Genomic DNA, 17,942 nt, shown 5'->3' on the forward strand with positions numbered 1-17,942 from the left:
TCGCCGATCCGATCCGCCCGCGAACGGTCGCACAGTTCGAGTCATGAAGAAGACAGCCCGGCGCCTGATGATCGGCACCTTGGTGCTGGCGTTCGTGGCGCAACTGCTCGAGGTGCTGAACGGTGTGCTCACGCTCGTCTCAGGCCTCACCTGACGGCGCGGCCACCTGCCAGAGCGCGCTGACCGGCATGGCCCGCATCCGGTCGCCGAACGGGAGCGTCGAGTCGCCGGTGTGGAGGACGACCCCGGCGATGAAGTCGTCGCCGAGACGGTCGGCCAATCTGCGCAGTCCTCGGAAATCGTCGGATCTCACGGTCGAAGCGGCCTTTACCTCGACGCCGACGACCTGGCCGGCCCTGTTCTCCAGCACGGCGTCGACCTCGAACTTGCTGTGGTCGCGGTAGTGGAAAATCTCCACGGCCTGTTCCGACCAGGTGAGCTGACGCGACAGCTCGGACAACACGAACGACTCGAGCAGCGGCCCGAACTGCGCTCCGGGCCGGAGCAGCGCATGAGCGTCCACGTCGAGCTCGTTCGCGGCGAGCCCGGAGTCGACGAAGACCAGCTTGGGGGCGGCCGTGGCCCTGGTCCCGAGATTGCGCGACCAGCCGGGGATCCGCTTGACCAGAAAGATCTCCTCCAGCGCCTGGAGGTAGCGGGCGATCGTCGGGCGGCTCAACCCGAGCGCTGACTCCAGCGAGTTGGCGCCGATGACGGTCGCCGACCTCGCCGCCAGCAGCCGTACCAGCTTGCGCAGCTCTCCCTTGTGCTGGATGTCCGACAGCTGTCGGACGTCACGGTCTATGAGCGCCTGGACGTAGGAGTCGAAGAAGCGCTGACGGCGCCGGGCATCGTTGCGGACGGTGGCCTCGGGGAGTCCGCCTCGCACGATCCTGGCGGCATAATCGGCACGGGTCACGGACGACTGGTGCCTCAGTGCCGGGCCGAGTGTGAAGATCGCGTCCACGAAGCCGTCCGGCGCACCGTCGATCTCCCCCTGGGAGAAGGGCCAAAGTTCGACGGTCTCCATGCGTCCGGGAAGGGCGTCGGGGGCGGCGACCATCCCGTACAGCTGCGATGAGCCGGTCAGCAGATAGCGGCCTGGGCGGGGATCCCCGTCGACCGCCACCTTGATGGCGAGCAACAGCTGCGGCACGCGCTGGATCTCGTCGATGACCAGCAGCTGCGGGGAGTCGACGAAACCCTCCGGGTCGGCGATTGCGGCCGCGCGGTCGGCCTCGCGATCGAGGTCGCGGCGGTCGGCGAGCCGGTCACCGGCGACGACCTTGACGAGGGTGCTCTTGCCCGCCTGGCGTGCGCCGCTGATGAGCACCACCCGGGTGTCAGTCAGCGCGGCCACAACCTGAGCGGCGGCTCGGCGCGGAACCAGATCTGAGGTTGACACACCTCATCCTAGCTGGGAAATGTTCGATCCGCGGCGGTGAAGCTTTCGATTTGCGGCACCTTGGCCTTTCGATTTGCGCCGCGTGCGTGTTCGATTTGCGGCGCATGAGCCTTCGTTCTGCGGGACCCGCGGGTTCGGTTTGCCCCTCAGCCGGCTACAGCTCGCCCGAGCCGCGGGGGATCAGGGTGGTGGGGATGCGGATCTCGCGCGGTGCGCCGTCGTAGCCGTCGATGCGCTCGAACAAGGCCTCGGCCGCCGTGCGGCCCATCCGGGCCGGGTCTTGGGCGACCACCGTGACCGGCGGGTCGAGCAGGTCGGCCAGCGGGAAGTCGCCAAAGCCGACCAGCGCCACCGCATGCTGGCGGCCCAGGCGGCGCAGGGCCCGTACGGCCCCGAAGGTCACCGTGCTGCGGGCCGCGAACAACGCGGTCGGGGCGCCGGGGCCGCGCAGCATGGCGATCGCCGCCTTCTCGGCCTCGGTCGGATCGTGCAGATCGTGCACCGCGGGGCCGGCGCGACGGCCCAGTGCGCGCTGGTAGCCCCGGTAGCGGTCGCGGGCGGTGGACAGGTGCCGGTGGCCGCCGAGGAAACCGATCTGGCGGTGGCCGTGGGCGATCAGGTGGCGGACGGCGCCGGCCGCCCCCGAGACGTTCGTCGAGACCACGGTGTCGCCGGTGGCGCCGGCCGGGATGCGGTCGACGAAGACCACCGGCATGGTGTGCGGCTCCAGCTCAGCGCCGCTCGGGGCCAGGATCAAGCCGTCCGTCTGGCGCTCGGCGAAAGCGGCGGCCAGATCCCTTTCCCGTACGGGGTCATGGTCGAGACTGCCGGTCAGAACGTGGATGCCGCGGGACCGGGCCTGATCCTCGACCGCCCGGTGCAACGCGGCCGAGAACGGGTGTGACACGTCGTCGAGCAGGACCCCGATCGTCCGGGTGCTCCGGTCGTGGCGGCGCAGCATGGTCGCGCCGACGTGGGGACGGTAGTCGAGCGACTCGACCGCCGCCTGGACGCGCGCCACCAGGTCGGGGGCGACCGTGGTCTCGCCGTTGACCACCCGCGACACGGTCTTGAGGCTGACCCCGGCCGTGCGGGCCACGTCGTTCATGGTCGGTCGCTGAGGCGTCATCCTTCGACCTCCATCGATGTTGATCACGCTGTGCAACATCTTGGAAACCCATTGTTGACATGCCGTGAAGGCGGGCGTCTACTTCGAGACAACGTTGTCTCTCAATGCGCGAAAGACCGCTAAATCGGTTCGGGAGGAGACATGCGCGATCCCACCATGTCCAGAGCAGGAAGGATGCTGGCCGCCGGCTGCGTGGTGACCCTCGTGCTCGGCACGGCCGCCGCCTGCAACCGGGGCACCGGCGAAGACGTCGTCGGTCTGATCACCAAGACCGACACGAACCCCTTCTTCGTCCAGATGAGAAAGGGCGCTCAGAACGCCGCCAAGCAGCAGGGCGTCGAGCTGCAGAGTTTCGCCGGCAAGCAGGACGGCGACAACGAGGCGCAGGTGCAGGCGATCGAGAATCTGATGTCGTTCGGCGCCAAGGGTTTCCTGATCACCCCGAACGACTCCAAGGCGATCGTGCCCTCGATCGACAAGGCGCACGAGCAGGACATGCTGGTGATCGCCCTGGACACGCCGGTCGACCCGCCCAACGCCGCCGACGCCACCTTCGCCACCGACAACTACCAGGCCGGCAAGCTGATCGGGCAGTGGGCCAAGGCCAAGTTCGACAAGGACGGCAAAGAGGCGAAGATCGCCATGCTGGACCTCAACGCCAACCAGGTCTCGGTCGACGTCAAGCGCGATCAGGGCTTCCTCGACGGCTTCGGCATCGACATCGGCGACCCCAACAAGATCGGCGACGAGAACGACCCGCGGATCGCCGGCCACGACGTCACCGACGGCGCCGAGGACGGCGGGCGGACCGCGATGGAGAACCTGCTGCAGAAGGACTCGTCGATCAACCTGGTCTACACGATCAACGAGCCCGCGGCGGCCGGCGCCTACCTGGCTCTGCAGGCGGCCGGCAAGGAGAAGGACACCGTCATCGTCTCGATCGACGGCGGCTGCCCGGGTGTCGACAACGTGTCCAAGGGGATCATCGGGGCCACCTCGATGCAGTTCCCGCTGAAGATGGCGCAGATGGGCATCGACGCCATCGCCGCGTACGCCAAGGACGGCACCCGGCCGCAGGCGACACCCGGCAAGGACTTCTACGACACCGGAACCCAACTGATCACCGACGACCCGCAGGCCGGCGTGGAGGCGAAGGACTCCGCGTGGGGCAAGCAGAACTGCTGGGGTTGACATGGCCACCACCACGACCGCTCCCGCCGACTTCGACGTACAGAAGAACGACTCGCTCGGCCTGCGCATTCAGCATCTGCTGCACTCGAATCCCGTACTGGGACCGCTGGCCGTTCTCATCGTGGCGATCATCGCGTTCTCCATCGTCAACGCGCGTTTCCTGACCGCCACCAACCTGTCGCTGGTGCTGCAACAGGTGACGGTCATCGCCGTGCTCGCCCTCGGTCAGACGCTGATCATCCTGACCGCCGGAATCGACCTGTCGGCGGGCGCGATCGCCGTCTTCTCGTCGATCCTGATGGCCGAGTTCTGCGTCAAGGCCGGCATGCCGGGAATCATCGCGCTGCTGCTCGGTTTCGCCTGTGGCACCGCGATGGGCGCGATCAACGGCTTCCTGGTGACGCGGATAAAACTGCCACCGTTCATCGTCACGCTCGGCACGCTGACCATCTTCTTCTCGCTCAACTCGGTGGTGAGCAATTCCGAGACCGTACGCGGAACCGACATGCCCGGCCTGATGACATGGACCGGCGACTCGATCCCGATCGGCAACTTCCGATTGACGTACGGGTCGATCATCATGCTGCTGCTGTTCGCGTTCTTCTTCTACGCCCTCGGCAACACCGCGTGGGGCAAACACGTCTACGCCACCGGCGACGACACCGAGGCCGCGCGGCTCGCCGGCATCCAGACCGGCCGGGTGCTCTTCTCGGTCTACACCGTGGCCGGCCTGCTCTATGCGATCGGCGGCTGGATCCTGATCGGCCGGCTCGCCTCGGCCAGCCCCAACGTGGGCGTCGAGTACAACCTCGACTCGATCACCGCCGTCGTGCTCGGCGGCACCAGCCTCTTCGGCGGCCGGGGCAGCGTGATCGGCACGCTGATCGGCGCGCTCATCGTCGGCGTGTTCCGCAACGGCCTGCAGCTGGGCGGCGTCGAGGTGGTCTGGCAGGGCTTCGCGATCGGCCTGCTGGTGCTGGTCGCGGTCTCCCTCGACCAGTGGATCAGGAAGGTGAAGACATGACCGCCACGACGGGAAAGCACGCGGCCACGCAGACCCCCGTGCTGCAGGCGAAGGGTCTGACCAAGCGGTACGGGCGGGTCGTCGCGATCAACGGCAGCGACCTCGAGCTGTATCCCGGCGAGATCCTGGCGGTCATCGGCGACAACGGCGCCGGCAAGTCCAGCCTGATCAAGGCGCTGTCCGGTGCTCTGGTCCCCGACGAGGGCGAGATCTTCCTCGACGGCCAGAGAGTCCATTTCCGTACGCCCATGGACGCGCGCACCGCCGGCATCGAGACCGTCTATCAGACCCTCGCGGTGGCGCCCGGCCTGGACATCGCCGACAACCTGTTCCTGGGCCGGGAGCAGCGTCGTTCCGGCCCGCTGGGCTCGGTGTTCCGGATGCTCGACAAGGGCCAGATGCGCTCCGAAGCGAAACGCCACATGAGCGAACTGGGTGTTGCCACGTTGCAGAACATCGGCCAGGCCGTCGAGTCGCTTTCCGGCGGCCAGCGGCAGGCGGTGGCGGTGGCCCGGTCGGCCGCGTTCGGCAGCAAGGTGGTGATCCTCGACGAGCCGACCGCGGCGCTCGGCGTCAAGGAGGGCAACCGCGTCCTGCAGCTGATCCGCGACGTCCGCGACCGGGGGCTGCCGGTCATCCTGATCAGCCACAACATGCCGCACGTGTTCGAGGTGGCCGACCGCATCCACATCCAGCGGCTGGGCCGCCGGGCCACGGTCATCACCCCGAAGTCCCACTCGATGAGCGAGGCGGTGGCCATCATGACGGGGGCCGCCGAGCCCCCGCCCCAGGCCGCCTGAAAAGTTCTCGAAGCAGCCGGCGCCGCTGTCCCGGGCGCCGGCTACTTCTTCTTTTTCTTGCCCTTGTTGTCGTCCCCGAACATCTCGCCGAGCATCGCGTTGTCCCGCTCGGTGGCGGTCTTCGGCTCCCTGACCGCAACCTTCCAGAACACCGCCACGACCACCAGGAGCCAGGCCCACCAGGGAATACCCGATTCCGGCCCGAAAAGCGCCGTGGTCACATCCGACGCGGTAGTGAGGTACTGCTCCATCCGTGGCTCCTCGCTCGCTGAAAACGTCGGCCCTGTGATCGGCCGGCGAGCGCCGTGCCTGAGCAGTTCGGTCAACCTTTGACCGCGCCCGCGGTGAGGCCCTCGGTCAGGAAGCGCTGGCCGAACGCGTAGATGACCACCACCGGGATGCTGACCAGCAGCGACGCCGCAGCCAGCTGGCCCTGCGGCACGACATCTCCGGCGATCATCGACTGCATCCCCACGGGCAGGGTCTTGAACTCGTCCTTGGTGATGAACACGAACGCGAACAGGAACTCGTTCCAGGCGTTGGTCAGGGTGAACAGGGCGACCGCGAGCAGGCCGGGCTTGGCCAGGGGCAGCACCACCCGGCCGAACGCCTGGACCCGGGAGCAGCCGTCGACCAGCGCCGCCTCCTCCAGGTCGGCCGGGATCGACGAGAAGTATCCGGCCAGCAGCCAGGTCGCGAACGGGATGGTGAAGGTCGGATAGGTCACCACCAGCGACCACAACGAGTCGGTCAGCCGCACCCCGATGAGCAACTGGTACAGCGGGATGAACAACAGGGCGCCCGGCATCACGTAGGTCAGCAGCACCGTGACGGTGAAGCCCTGAGCCCCGCGGAACCGCAGACGGGCCAGCGCGTATCCGGCCAGGGCGGCGCACACGAGGGCGACGATCGTGGACGCGGCCGACACCATCAGGGTGTTGAGATACCAGCGGCCGAACGGCTGGTTGGTGAACAGCGCACCGAACTGCTCCCAGGTCCACGGGGCCGGCCACAGGTCGTCGACGCGCGCGACGACCTGTCCCTCGGTCTTGAAGGCCGTGACGGCGATCCAGTACAGCGGGCCCAGCACGAAGGCCAGCAAACCGGTCAGGGCGACACCCCGCCCGGTCCTGGACACCACGGACGACGTACGGCGGCCGCCTTTGTCCTGCAGCACCGAGACCACCCGGCCGACCGCCGCCGCGATCAGCAGGATGACGCCGAGAATCAGGGCCGCCTTCCAGAAGATGTGCGGTGACGCCCAGGCCAGCAAGCCGGCCACCAGCACGCCGAAGGGCCACAGCGGGACGCGGCCCGGGCCGGCGCCGGCGTCCTGACGCAGCAATCGGACCAGGAAGAATACGAGCCCGGCGATGACCGGCAGCATGACGAGGGTGACCGCCGCCCCGGCGCCGTACTGGAGCTGGAGGATCGCCTTGGAGTAGGCCACGAGGACGTACGGCGCCGTGACGTCGCCCGGGCCGCCCTGGGTCAGCAGCCAGATCAGGTCGAAGTTGTTGAACGTCCAGATCGACGAGAGGGTCACCGTCACGGTGATCACGTGCCGCAGGCCGGGCAGCGTCACGTGCAGGAACCGCTGCAACGCCGAGGCGCCGTCGATGGTCGCCGCCTCGTACTGGTCGGTGGGGATGGCCTTCAGGCCGGCGAGGAAGCAGACGGTGAAGAACGGCACCCCCTTCCACACGTTGACGAGGATCACGGACGGCATGGCCAGTGACGCGTCGGACAGCCACCCGGCGGGCCAGGCGTCGACAAGGTGCGTGGAGGCCAGCAGCGGCCCGATCCCCGAGGCAGTGAGCAGGGTGTTGACGCTGCCGAAGATCGGGTCGAGCAGCGCGCGCCAGCTGAACGCGGTCACCACCGTCGGCACCACCCACGGCACCAGCAGCAGCCCGGTCAGCAGGGCCCGGCCGCGGCCCAGGTTGTGCAGCAGCAGGGCCGCGGCCAGGCCCAGCACCACCTTGAAGATCTCGGCGTAGGCGGTGAAGACGAAGGAGTTCACCACCCCCGTACGGAACTGGTCGTCCCCGGCCAGGGCCAGATAGTTGTCCAGGCCGACGAACACGCTCTCCGACCCGTGCCGTTCCGTGGTGCTGGTGATCATCGACCGGACGATCGGCACCAGCACGAGCACACCGACCAGCACGGCCGTGGGCGCGAGGAAGAGCGTCGCCAGCCGCCAGTCCCGGCCCAGCCGCCGCTGGGTCGGGGTGAGCGAGCCCGGCCCGGGTTCGCGCACGAGCAACCTCACTGCGGCAGCCCCTGCTGGGCGAAGATCTGCACCATCTTGGCGTGGGCCGCGGTCACGGCCTGGGCGGCCGCCGTGCCCTGAACAACCTGCTGCATCATGTCGGTGAGCACGTAGGCCGCGACGACGGCCTGCTGGCCGGCGCTGGCCTTCTGCGGGAACTTCAGGCCGTTCCTGGTGGCCAGCGGCAGCGGCTGCTGCGACATGGTGCGGACCATGGGGAACGCCGGGTCACCGCTGGTGAAGTAGGGGTCGGCGTCCCAGACCTTCTCCCAGGCCGGCATGACCAGGCCGGGCGCCTCCTTCGACACGCCGACCAGTGCGGGCGCGCTGACCAGGTATTGCGCCAGCAGCTTGGCCAGCGCCGGATTCTTGGCGCCCTTGAAGACCACGAAGCCCTGGGACTGGCCGAGCAGCAGCGACTTGTCGGTCGCCGGTCCGATGCAGTCCGAGAAGACATGGGTGTTCTCGTACACGGGGTTCTTCTTGGTCTTGGAGTCCGCGTAGACGCTGAAGCTGTTGCGGGTGTAGCCGAGGACCCCGGCCAGCCAGTTCTCGTTGTTGCTGGTGTCGGTCCAGCTGGCCACTCCGGGCGGCAGCATCGGCTTGTACTTGGGATTGGTGTAGATGTCACCCAGGAAGGTCACCGCCTGCACCGTCTCCGGGGAGTCGAAGGTGACCTTCCGGCCGTCGTTGGAGGCGATGGCTCCGCCGTACGAGTTGATCAGGGCCTCGATCATGCCGTTGCCGTCGCCGGACCGGTTGACCATCATGCCCCAGCCGAACCGGCGCTTACCCGGGTCGGAGATCTCCAGGCACAGGTCGCGCAACTCCTCCCAGGAGTAGACGTCCTTGGGAGCGATGCTCTTCTCCTGCATCCAGTCCTTGCGCAGGAACGAGCCGATCCCGATGAAGTGGTACGGGATGGCGTACCACTTGCCGTCGAAGACGCAGAAGTTCTTGGCCTCCGCGCACGGCTCGCCGTACTGGGTCGTCAACGCCTTGACGACGTCGGTCACGTCCTCGAGGTCGCCCAGCGCGTGGAACTGCGCGATGAAGCGGGAGTCGGTCATGAAGGCCAGGTCGCGCGCCACGCCGCCCTTGACCTCGGTGTCGATCTTGGCCACGACGTCGCCGGCGTCGGCCTGGACCAGGCTGTTCTCAATCTTGGTGCCGGTGGCGTCGGCGAACTTCCGGATCGAGTTGTCCAGAGCCTCGTTGGCCGCGTTGGAGTAGAGCTTCTGCGACAGCAGCCCCATCGCCGAGCCTTTCATCGACGACGCGGCGTCGAGCAGGTCCTTCGGCACCTCCGCCTGCACGTTGCCGGTCGACGAGGAGGTGCCGCCGCACGCGGCCAGACCGGCCGCGCCGAGCACTCCCACCCCCATCCCCAGAAAGCCGCGCCGGGACCACGACGTTCCATCCCCCATGACCTTCGCCTCCTTCGCCCAGTCTGCGTTCGAAATATCGAACCTCGTTCGAGATATCGTCGAGAGTGGACGCGACGGTAGAGGACCCCGATGAAGGGTGTCAATGTCTCGATACGGCTTTTGGCCAGGAGCGGTAAGCGGGCTATCGGGGCTGGGCCGGGTAGCCCATGCGGACCGACAGCGTGGCCGCCCCGTCCCGCACGAGCGTGGTCCACTCGTCGTGCGCCTGCGGGGTCCAGCGGATGATCGGCGCCGAGACGCTCATGGCCGCGATGACGACCCCGGCGTGGTTCCGGACGCCCGCGGCGACGCACCGCATGGCGCTGTCGGACTCGCCGATGTCGACCGCGACCCCCTCGGCCCGTACGCCGTCGAGATGGGCCCGCAGCCGGTCCGGGTCGGTGATGCTCTCCGGCGTCATGCCCGGCAGGACACCCTTCGCCAGGACGGCGTCCAGCGTGGACCGGTCGAGGCCGGCCAGCAGGACCTTGCCCACCGCGGTGCAGTTGGCCGGCAACCGCCGCCCGACCGCCGAGACCATCCGGACCGGGTGGGTGCTGTCGACCTTGACCAGGTAGATGACGTCGGCTCCGTCGAGCACGGCCACGTGAACCGCCTCGTTGCACGCGGCGCCCACCTCGCGGGTGACGCTCTGCGCCTCGCGAACCAGGTCGAGCCGGCCGGCGAACGCCGCGCCGAGCTGGAACAGCGGCATGCCGAGCCGATATTGCACCGGCTGGCCCGGTACCGGGATCAGATAGGAGCGTTCCACGAGCGTGACCAGAAGCTCGTGAACGGTGGTGCGGGGCAGGTCGAGCCGTTCCATCACGTCGCGGGCCGACAGCTGGGGACGGTCCAGGAACAGTTCCAGGATGTCGAGCGCGCGGACGACCGCCGGTACGACACGGGGCATGTCGGTCATCCCTTCGAGCGGCCGGGTCCAGCACTGCCGAAAAGCGTAACCACGTCTTCCGCCCTCTCTGATTCCGGCCTGTTTCCGCACGTCACGAACCTAGGATGGTCAAATGTCGATATCCCTTCACCGTCTGCGGGCCGGGCAGTCGTCGCGGTGGGCAGTTCGCTCGGGCCGCGAATGGCGCGAGCTCGACGGCTCTCTGGCCGGCCTGCTCGCCGTGCCGCTCGATCAGGCCCGGGCCACGATCGAGACCGCCGCTCGGGAGGCCACCGCCGGCGAGATGCCCGGCGAACGGGTTCTGCCCCCGCTCGACGAGCAGGAGGTGTGGGCGGCCGGTGTCACCTATCTGCGCAGCCGGGACGGCCGCAAGGAGGAGTCCGGGCACGGCTCGCTCTACGACCACGTCTACGACAACGAGCGCCCGGAGATCTTCTTCAAGTCCAGCCCCTGGCGCGTGGTCGGCGACGGTGAGGCGGTCGGGATCCGCAGCGACTCCGGATGGGACGTGCCCGAAGCGGAAGTCGGCCTGGTGCTCAACTCGGCTGGGGAACTGTTCGGCTACACCCTGGGCAACGACATGAGCAGCCGGTCGATCGAGGGTGAAAATCCGCTTTACCTGCCGCAGGCGAAGGTCTACGACCGTTGCTGCGCCCTGGGTCCGGCCATCGTGCCGGCGTGGACGGTCGGCTCGGGCCCGATCCCGGTCGGGTTGCGGGTGCTGCGCGACGACCGCGAGGTCTTTGCCGGCACGACCTCGACGGCGGCGATGGCCCGCACCTTCGACGACCTGGCCGGCTGGCTGTTCCGCGCGCTGAGCTTCCCGACCGGCGTGGTGCTGCTGACCGGCACCGGCGTCGTACCGGAAGCCGGCTTCACCACCCGGCCCGGCGACCAGATCGAGATCACGTCGGCGCCGCTGGGAACGCTGACCAATCCCGTGGTCGAGGTCGGGACCGCCTGAACGGCTGCGGCCCCGCGGTCGCGGCCGACGCGCGGGGCCGGTTCGCGGAGGGTCAGGCGCCCCAGCCGGCCTGGGTGCCGCCCACGCGGTCGGCGATGATTTTCTCGTCGTAGCCGCTCCGGCGGTAGGCGGCGATCGGGTCGGGGTCGAGGCCGGCGTCGGTGCGGACCTCGGCCAGCAGGGGGCGGACGTCGGTGTTGTAGGCGTCCATGAAGACCGCGTTCGCCTCCAGCACGTCGCCGGCCAGCTGGGCCCGGGTCAGGGCGTCGCGGTCGACCAGCAGGGCCTTGGCCGTGGCCTCCTGCACGTTCATCACCGAGCGGATGATCGCCGGGATCTTGCGCTCGATGTTGTGGCACTGGTCGAGCATGAAGGCGATCCCGTACGCGGGGTCCAGGGCGCCGCCGCGGACGATCTCGTACATGATGCGGAACAGCTGGAACGGGTCGGCCGCCCCGACCATCAGGTCGTCGTCGGCGTAGAAGCGGCTGTTGAAGTCGAAGGCGCCGAGCTTCTTCTGGCGCAGCAGGAACGCCACGATGAACTCGATGTTGGTGCCGGGCGCGTGGTGGCCGGTGTCGATGCAGACCGTGGCCCGCTCGCCCAGCTCGATGCAGTGCGCGTACGACGTACCCCAGTCGGGAATGTCGGTGGCGTAGAAGGCCGGCTCGAACAGCTTGTACTCGAGCAGGATGCGCTGGTCGCCGGTGAGCCGGTCGTACGCCTCGCGCAGCGCCGCCGCCAGCCGGTCCTGGCGGTCGTGCAGGTCGTCCTGGCCGGGATAGTTGATGCCGTCCGAGAACCACAGCTTCAGGTCGCGCGACCCGGTCTGGCCCATGATGTCGATCGCCTCGAGCAGGTGATCGGTGGCCTTGCGCCGCACGCCCGGGTCGGGGTTGGTGACCGAGCCCAGCTTGTAGTCGTCGTCCTGGAAGACGTTGGTGTTGATCGCGCCGATCTCCACCCCCAGGTCCCGCGCGTACGCGGTGAGGGCCGCGTAGTCGTCCACCTTGTCCCACGGGATGTGCAGCGCCACGGCCGGGGCGATGCCGGTGAACCGGTGCACCGCCGCCGCGTCGGCGATCTTCTCCTCGGGGTTGCGGGGCACGCCCGGCTGGGCGAACACCTTGAAGCGGGTGCCGGAATTCGCGTAGGCCCACGACGGGGTCTCGATGCGCTGTGCCGTCAGGGCGCGCTTGACGGCGGCGAGGTCGGTCATGGGGTCTCCTGAGAATCCTCGGAAAGGTGGAACACCTCGGTGAGTTGGGGGAACCCGTCGTTGGGTCCGCCCCCGGCGAAGAACTCCGCCATTTCCGACTGCCACCTGGTGTTGACGTCCAGCGCCGCCATGGCCGCCTGGGACGCCTCGAGATCGTCCGCCTCGACGTAGCCGATCAGCAGCCCGTCGGTGCGCAGAAAGAGGGAGTAGTTGCGCCAGCCGGTGGCCCGGAGTGCGTCCTGCATCTCGGGCCACACGGCCTGGTGCCGCTCCACGTATTCCGCCATCCGCTCGGGGCGGATCTGCAGGGAGAAGCAATAGCGCATTTCCTGTACGGCTTTCTGTCGGCGGCTAGAAGTTGAACTGGTCGATGTTTTCCTTGGTGAATTCCGTCGGCGGGCCGAGGACGATCTCGCCGTTCGCGCCGATCGTGTATTCGCCGAGCTTGCCCGCCTTGAACTTCTCGCCCTCGGCGCCGGTGATCTGACCGGAAGCCATCGCGGCACCGGCGTAAGCGGCGAGGTAGCCGATGTCGGCCGGGTTCCACAGCGCGAACTTGGTGACGGTGTTGTCCTTCACGTACTCGCGCATCTGGTTCGGCAGACCGAGACCGGTCACCGCGACCTTGCCCTTGTAGCTGGAGGACGAGATGTACCGCGCCGCCGCCGCGATGCCGACCGTGGTCGGGGCGACGATGACCTTCAGGTTCGGGTACGACTGCAGCAGGCCCTGAGCCTCCTGGAAGCTCTTCTGGTCGTCGTCGTTGCCGTACGCGACCTTGACCAGCTTCAGCTTGGCGTAGTCGGGCTTCTCCAGCTCCTTCTTCATGACCTCGATCCACGAGTTCTGGTTCGTGGCGTTCGGGGTCGCCGACAGCACCGCGATCTCACCGCCGTCGCTGCCGGCCTGCTCCAGGGCCATCTTCGCGAGGGACTCGCCGATGCCCTGGGTGGTGGCCTGGTTGATGAACGCGTCGCGGCAGTCCTTGCTGGCGTCCGAGTCGAACGTGATCACCTTGATCTTGGCGGCGCGGGCCTGGTTGAGCGACGGGCAGACCGCGTTCGGGTCGTTGGCCGCCACCACGATGACGTCCTGCTGCTGCTGGATCAGCGTGTTGATGTACGAGACCTGCGACGAGGCGGACGCGTCGTTCGGGCCGACCAGCTTGTACTCGCCCTTGAGCTCTCCGACGGCGACCTTGCCGCCGCCGGTCTCGACATCCGAGTACGGGTTGTTCAACTGCTTCGGCAGGAAGGCGATCTTGAGGCCCTCCTTGAGCGCCGCGTTCGGATCGGCGGCCGCGGAGGCCTGCGTACCGGAACCGCTGTTGGTGTTGCTGTCTTTGGTGGTGCCGCCGCAGGCGGTGAGCCCTGCGACGAGGAGTGCGGCCGAAGTAACGGACAGTAGCGTCCGGGGGGAGCGAAGCACTGCGTACTCCAATCTCTCGGGTGTTATCGCGCGGCGGCCTGCCGCAGTTTGCGGCGGTGCCAATTGCCGCGTACGGCGGTGGTGATGTTGGGAAGCAGCACGGAGAGCACGAGCAGGGAGCCCGTGACGATGTTGAGCGCCTGCCCGGAGACGTCCTCCAGGCGCAGCGCGTTCTGCAGCGCGGTCAGCAGCACGACACCGGCGAGCACACCGGGCAGGCTGCCCTTGCCGCCGAAGATCGAGACACCGCCGAGAAGGACGGCCGCGACCACGGCGAGTTCGAGGCCCGCGCCGTTGTCGGCCCGGGCGCTGGAGTAACGGAGTGTCCACAGCACACCGACCAGGCCGGCGACGGCGCCGCTGACCACGTACAGCCAGAATTTGGTCCGGGCCACCCGGATGCCGGAAAAGTGCGCGGCCTGCGCGTTGGCGCCGATGGCGTAGAGCGAGCGGCCGAACGGGGTGGCGTGCTGGACGATCCCGAAGATCACGGCGAGAGCCACGATCAGGATCAGGACATTGGGTACGGCGCCGTCCCCGATCGTGCCGGTGACCCAACCGGTGTAGTTCCACGGGAAGTCGGCCACCGCGCCGTCACCGAGCACCACGAACGCGAGACCGCGGTAGAGCGCCAGCGTGCCGATGGTGACCGCGAGCGAGGGCAGGCCGAGACCGGTGATCAGGAAGCCGTTGACCACACCGCAGATCGCGCCGATGACCACGCAGAGCGGGATGATCGTCTCGATCGACAGGCCCTGGTTCCACAGCCAGCCCATCATCGAGCTGGTCAGGCCGAGGGTGCTGGCCACCGACAGATCGATCTCGCCGGTCACGATGATCATCGTCATCGGCAGCGCGATCAGGATGATCGGCAGCAGGTCGAGCACCATGAACGTGAAGTTCCGGCTGGTGCCGAAGTTCTCCACGCTGAACGAGGCGATGATCAGCACCAGGACGGTGAGCACGGCGATGATCGTGTCCCAGCCGGTCAGCCGGCTTCTCCACGCGGGCCGGGTGTCAGACATGCGCGTCCCTCTTCCGCAGACTGCGGCCGATCCGGACCGCGACCAGGCGGTCGGCGCAGATGGCCAGGATGATCAGCGCGCCGACGATGGCCTGCTGCCAGAACTGGTTGATGTCCAGCACCGCCAGGGCGCTGCCGATCACCGTGAGCAGCAGGGCGCCGAGGGCCGCACCCCAGACCGTGCCGCTGCCGCCGAAGACGGCCACCCCGCCGACCACGACCGCGGCCACGACGTTGAGCTCGTAACCGTTGCCGGCGGCGGCGTCGACCGTGCCGAACCGGGCCGCGTAGAGCACCCCGGCCAGACCGGCCAGGGCGCCACTGAGGACGAACGCGCCGAGCAGGTTCCGGGCGACCTTGATGCCGGCCAGCTCGGCCGCGGCGGGGGACGACCCCATCGCGTACAGCTCGCGCCCGACCCGGTAGTTGCGCATCATCAGCGAACCGGCGCCCACCACGATCAGCGCGATCAGCACCAGCCAGGGGATGCCCAGCAGGTTGTCGTTGGCGAAGGTCAGGAAGTGGCGGGGCAGCTCGTCGGCGTTGACCTGGGAGCCGCCGGCCCAGGAATACGTGATGCCGCGATAGATGTAGAGCGTGCCCAGCGTGACGACCAGCGCCGGGACCTTGCCGTAGCGCACCAGCACACCGTTGAGCAGCCCGGCGACCGCGCCGACGGCCAGGCCGGCCAGGATCGCCACGATCATCGGCAGGTCCTGGTTGTTGCTCATCATCGTGGCCACGGTGAACGCGCTGAGGCCGAGCACCGAGCCGACGCTGAGGTCGATGTTGCGGGTGATCACCACGACGGCCTGGCCGGTGGCCATGACCGCGAGGATCGCCGTGTTCAGCAGGTTGTCGCGGATGCTCTGGCCGCTCAGGAAGCGCGGGTTGTCGATTGCGGTGTACGCCACGAGGATCGCCAACGCGAGCACGATGCCCAGTTCCCGCGTCTTGAGCAGGTTGCCGGCCCTTTTCTGGGCCGGGTTCCCGAGCGGGGCGTCGGTCGGTGCCGACCGGTTCGAGGTAACGGTCATGCCGCGCCTCCGCTGACTTCGAAGCCGCTGTTCATGCTGGGCCTCCTGGGGTTTGCCCTCCTGGCCCTGCGTGCGCTTCGCTGACTCCGGTGCAGTCGGTCATACCGCGACCTCCTGGCCCATGGCTGCGTACATCACGGACTCCTCGGTCGCTTCGCCGCGGGTGAGCTCGGCCGTGACGCGGCCCTCGCGCAGCACGATGATCCGGTCGGCCATGCCCAGCACCTCGGGCAGCTCCGACGAGACCATGACGACCGCGAGGCCGTCGGCGGCCAGCGACGACATCAGCCGGTGCACCTCGGCCTTGGTGCCGACGTCGATGCCGCGGGTGGGCTCGTCGACGATCAGCAGCTTCGGGCCGGTGGCCAGCCACTTGGCGAGCACGACCTTCTGCTGGTTGCCGCCCGAGAGCGTGCCCACCGCGTCGGACAGCCGGCCCAGCTTGGTCTGCAGCCGGCGGGTCCAGGTCTCGGCCGCCTCGCGCTCGGTGCCGCCGAACAGCAGCCCGAGCCGGGCCAGTTTGCGGGCGCGGGGCAGGGTCACGTTGCGCTCGATCGACAGGTCCATGACCAGGCCCTGCTGGCGGCGGTCCTCGGGCACCAGCGCCATGCCGGCGGCCATCGCGGCCCGGGGCTCGTTCCGCTTCAGGCGCCGGCCGTGCACCTTGACGGTCCCGCTGTCGTACGGGTCGACGCCGAACACGGCCTGCATGACCTCGGAACGGCCCGCGCCGACCAGCCCGGCCAGGGCGACGATCTCCCCGGCCCGTACGGAAAAGGAAATGTCTCGGAAAACGCCCTCACGGGACAGGCCCTCGACCTCGAGCACCACCTCGCCCGGCTCGACCTCCTGCTTGGGGAAGAGCGCGCTCAGGTCACGCCCGACCATCCGCCGGATCATGTCGTCGACGCTGAGGTCGGCCACCATCTCGGTGGCGACGTGCCGGCCGTCCCGCATGATCGTGACCCGCTGGCAGAGCGCCGTGATCTCCTCGAACCGGTGCGAGATGAACATGATCGCCGCACCCTCGTCGCGCAGCGACCGCACCACCGCGAAGAGCCGCTCCACCTCGACCGCGGAGAGCGCCGCCGTGGGCTCATCCATGATCAGCACCCGGGCCTCGGCCGAAAGGGCCTTGGCGATCTCGACCAGCTGCTGGTCGGCGATCGAGAGGCCACGGGCCGGCCGGGTCGGGTCGAGCGGCACACCCAGGCGGCGGAAGAGGCGCTCGGCGTTGGCGTGCATCTGTTTGCGGTCGATCTGCCGGAGCCGGGTCAGGGGCTGGTTGCCCATGGCGATGTTCTCGGCCACCGACAGGTCGGGGAAGAGCGTGGGCTCCTGGTAGATGACGGCGATGCCGGCCGCTTTGGCGTCGGCCGGGCCGGAGAAGTCCACATCGGAGCCGTCGACCCGCAGGGTGCCGGTGTCCGGCCGGTGCACGCCGGCCAGCATCTTGACGATGGTGGACTTGCCGGCGCCGTTCTCGCCGACCAGGGCGTGGGCCTCGCCCGGATGGAGCGGGAAGCTCACTCCCTGTACGGCCGCCACCGCCCCGAACGACTTGGAGACGTTCCGGACTTCCAGTCGCGCGGGTTCGTGGTTTTTGTTGTCCCGCTTGGCCGTGCCGGTCGTCGCCTGCGTGGGACGGGTTGAGGCGGGCTTCGTCGTCTCGTCGGGTGCGGGTGGTGCCGCTTTCTCCTGCGCGACGTTGTCCTGCTGTTCCTGCGCGGCTTGCTTGTCCGGCGCGGCGCTGTCTTGCGCGGCTTTCTCGCGTGTGGGCGGCGCGGCTTTGTCCTGTGTGGTCTCGTTCGTCGCGGGCCCGGGGGAGTGGTCGGTGGTGGGGTCGTTCTTTATCTGGCTGTTCTGCGCGGGCCGGTTTTCGGGCCGGGCGTTTGCCTCCGCCACGGGCCACCTCCACGTCGCTTGTGTGCACGGTCTTTGAAATGTTTCAATGACGGTTGAAATGTTTCATCACCGCTGGGACGAACGTAGGTGGCCCCGATCACACCTGTCAAGCACTGGGAGGAAACGATGTGGAAACACGTCCGTCGCGTCGCCGTCGCGTACCGTAAGATGCGGCTTCAACGTTTCAACTCCCTGCTCAGGAGG

16 protein-coding genes are annotated in these 17,942 nt (G+C 68.3%); 4 read left to right on the forward strand and 12 right to left on the reverse strand.

Annotated features, from left to right (window positions below; genetic code table 11):
- Positions 1-139: 139 nt before the first annotated feature.
- Entirely contained in the window at positions 140-1,405 is a 1,266-nt protein-coding gene (locus JIG36_RS21830; protein WP_203378187.1) for an ATP-binding protein, read from the reverse strand.
- Between the two features lie 154 nt (positions 1,406-1,559).
- Positions 1,560-2,534, reverse strand: a complete 975-nt coding sequence (locus JIG36_RS21835) for a LacI family DNA-binding transcriptional regulator (RefSeq protein WP_236047855.1) — start codon at positions 2,532-2,534, stop codon at positions 1,560-1,562.
- Between the two features lie 141 nt (positions 2,535-2,675).
- Between JIG36_RS21835 and JIG36_RS21840 the strand changes: the two genes are divergently transcribed.
- From JIG36_RS21840 to JIG36_RS21850, 3 genes are read left to right on the forward strand one after another with little or no spacing between them, the layout of a single operon-like run.
- Positions 2,676-3,725 (forward strand): sugar ABC transporter substrate-binding protein, encoded by a 1,050-nt coding sequence (locus tag JIG36_RS21840; protein WP_236047857.1) that lies wholly within the window; start codon positions 2,676-2,678, stop codon positions 3,723-3,725.
- A gap of 1 nt (position 3,726) precedes the next feature.
- A complete protein-coding gene (locus JIG36_RS21845) occupies positions 3,727-4,749 on the forward strand; it encodes an ABC transporter permease (protein WP_203378189.1) in 1,023 nt (340 codons plus the stop codon).
- Complete coding sequence (locus JIG36_RS21850; RefSeq protein WP_203378190.1) at positions 4,746-5,549, forward strand: ATP-binding cassette domain-containing protein; 804 nt, start codon at positions 4,746-4,748, stop codon at positions 5,547-5,549. The genes JIG36_RS21845 and JIG36_RS21850 overlap by 4 nt, the downstream gene beginning before the upstream one ends.
- Before the next feature lie 41 nt (positions 5,550-5,590).
- Here the strand turns inward: JIG36_RS21850 and JIG36_RS21855 are convergent, their stop codons facing one another.
- The 4 genes from JIG36_RS21855 to JIG36_RS21870 form a co-directional block, all read right to left on the reverse strand.
- The gene (locus tag JIG36_RS21855; protein WP_203378191.1) at positions 5,591-5,800 is read right to left on the reverse strand and encodes a hypothetical protein; all 210 of its coding nucleotides are present in this window, start codon (positions 5,798-5,800) and stop codon (positions 5,591-5,593) included.
- Positions 5,801-5,871: 71 nt separating this feature from the next.
- Positions 5,872-7,821: an ABC transporter permease gene (locus JIG36_RS21860; RefSeq protein WP_203378192.1), complete on the reverse strand. Its 1,950-nt coding sequence runs from the start codon at positions 7,819-7,821 to the stop codon at positions 5,872-5,874.
- Positions 7,818-9,248, reverse strand: a complete 1,431-nt coding sequence (locus JIG36_RS21865; protein ID WP_203378193.1) for an extracellular solute-binding protein — start codon at positions 9,246-9,248, stop codon at positions 7,818-7,820. The genes JIG36_RS21860 and JIG36_RS21865 overlap by 4 nt, the downstream gene beginning before the upstream one ends.
- 142 nt (positions 9,249-9,390) lie before the next feature.
- Positions 9,391-10,161 (reverse strand): IclR family transcriptional regulator, encoded by a 771-nt coding sequence (locus tag JIG36_RS21870; RefSeq protein WP_203378194.1) that lies wholly within the window; start codon positions 10,159-10,161, stop codon positions 9,391-9,393.
- Between the two features lie 112 nt (positions 10,162-10,273).
- Here JIG36_RS21870 and JIG36_RS21875 point away from each other — a divergent pair, with 112 nt between their 5' ends.
- Positions 10,274-11,125 (forward strand): fumarylacetoacetate hydrolase family protein, encoded by an 852-nt coding sequence (locus tag JIG36_RS21875; RefSeq protein WP_203378195.1) that lies wholly within the window; start codon positions 10,274-10,276, stop codon positions 11,123-11,125.
- Between the two features lie 52 nt (positions 11,126-11,177).
- On the opposite strand, the gene rhaI is transcribed toward JIG36_RS21875, so the two are convergent.
- The 6 genes from rhaI to JIG36_RS21905 form a co-directional block, all read right to left on the reverse strand.
- Positions 11,178-12,344 (reverse strand): L-rhamnose isomerase, encoded by a 1,167-nt coding sequence (gene rhaI, locus JIG36_RS21880; RefSeq protein ID WP_203378196.1) that lies wholly within the window; start codon positions 12,342-12,344, stop codon positions 11,178-11,180.
- Positions 12,341-12,670, reverse strand: a complete 330-nt coding sequence (locus JIG36_RS21885) for an L-rhamnose mutarotase (RefSeq protein WP_203378197.1) — start codon at positions 12,668-12,670, stop codon at positions 12,341-12,343. The genes rhaI and JIG36_RS21885 overlap by 4 nt, the downstream gene beginning before the upstream one ends.
- A gap of 25 nt (positions 12,671-12,695) precedes the next feature.
- Entirely contained in the window at positions 12,696-13,772 is a 1,077-nt protein-coding gene (rhaS, locus tag JIG36_RS21890) for a rhamnose ABC transporter substrate-binding protein (protein WP_307872843.1), read from the reverse strand.
- A gap of 23 nt (positions 13,773-13,795) precedes the next feature.
- A complete protein-coding gene (locus tag JIG36_RS21895; RefSeq protein ID WP_203378198.1) occupies positions 13,796-14,797 on the reverse strand; it encodes an ABC transporter permease in 1,002 nt (333 codons plus the stop codon).
- Positions 14,790-15,833, reverse strand: coding sequence for an ABC transporter permease (locus JIG36_RS21900; protein WP_236047859.1), 1,044 nt, complete (start codon positions 15,831-15,833; stop codon positions 14,790-14,792). Before JIG36_RS21900 ends, JIG36_RS21895 begins: the two co-directional genes overlap by 8 nt.
- Before the next feature lie 99 nt (positions 15,834-15,932).
- The gene (locus JIG36_RS21905) at positions 15,933-17,738 is read right to left on the reverse strand and encodes a sugar ABC transporter ATP-binding protein (protein ID WP_307872844.1); all 1,806 of its coding nucleotides are present in this window, start codon (positions 17,736-17,738) and stop codon (positions 15,933-15,935) included.
- Positions 17,739-17,942 lie beyond the last annotated feature (204 nt).

The organism is Paractinoplanes ovalisporus (assembly GCF_016834655.1).
GTDB lineage: Bacteria > Actinomycetota > Actinomycetes > Mycobacteriales > Micromonosporaceae > Actinoplanes > Actinoplanes ovalisporus.

Coding starts and splice junctions, on each gene's coding strand:
- JIG36_RS21835 (WP_236047855.1), bottom strand. CDS start 2,534: ATGACGCCTCAGCGACCGACCATGAACGACGTGGCCCGCACGGCCGGG.
- JIG36_RS21840 (WP_236047857.1), top strand. CDS start 2,676: ATGCGCGATCCCACCATGTCCAGAGCAGGAAGGATGCTGGCCGCCGGC.
- JIG36_RS21845 (WP_203378189.1), top strand. CDS start 3,727: ATGGCCACCACCACGACCGCTCCCGCCGACTTCGACGTACAGAAGAAC.
- JIG36_RS21850 (WP_203378190.1), top strand. CDS start 4,746: ATGACCGCCACGACGGGAAAGCACGCGGCCACGCAGACCCCCGTGCTG.
- JIG36_RS21855 (WP_203378191.1), bottom strand. CDS start 5,800: ATGGAGCAGTACCTCACTACCGCGTCGGATGTGACCACGGCGCTTTTC.
- JIG36_RS21865 (WP_203378193.1), bottom strand. CDS start 9,248: ATGGGGGATGGAACGTCGTGGTCCCGGCGCGGCTTTCTGGGGATGGGG.
- JIG36_RS21870 (WP_203378194.1), bottom strand. CDS start 10,161: ATGCCCCGTGTCGTACCGGCGGTCGTCCGCGCGCTCGACATCCTGGAA.
- JIG36_RS21875 (WP_203378195.1), top strand. CDS start 10,274: ATGTCGATATCCCTTCACCGTCTGCGGGCCGGGCAGTCGTCGCGGTGG.
- rhaI (WP_203378196.1), bottom strand. CDS start 12,344: ATGACCGACCTCGCCGCCGTCAAGCGCGCCCTGACGGCACAGCGCATC.
- JIG36_RS21885 (WP_203378197.1), bottom strand. CDS start 12,670: ATGCGCTATTGCTTCTCCCTGCAGATCCGCCCCGAGCGGATGGCGGAA.
- JIG36_RS21895 (WP_203378198.1), bottom strand. CDS start 14,797: ATGTCTGACACCCGGCCCGCGTGGAGAAGCCGGCTGACCGGCTGGGAC.
- JIG36_RS21900 (WP_236047859.1), bottom strand. CDS start 15,833: ATGACCGTTACCTCGAACCGGTCGGCACCGACCGACGCCCCGCTCGGG.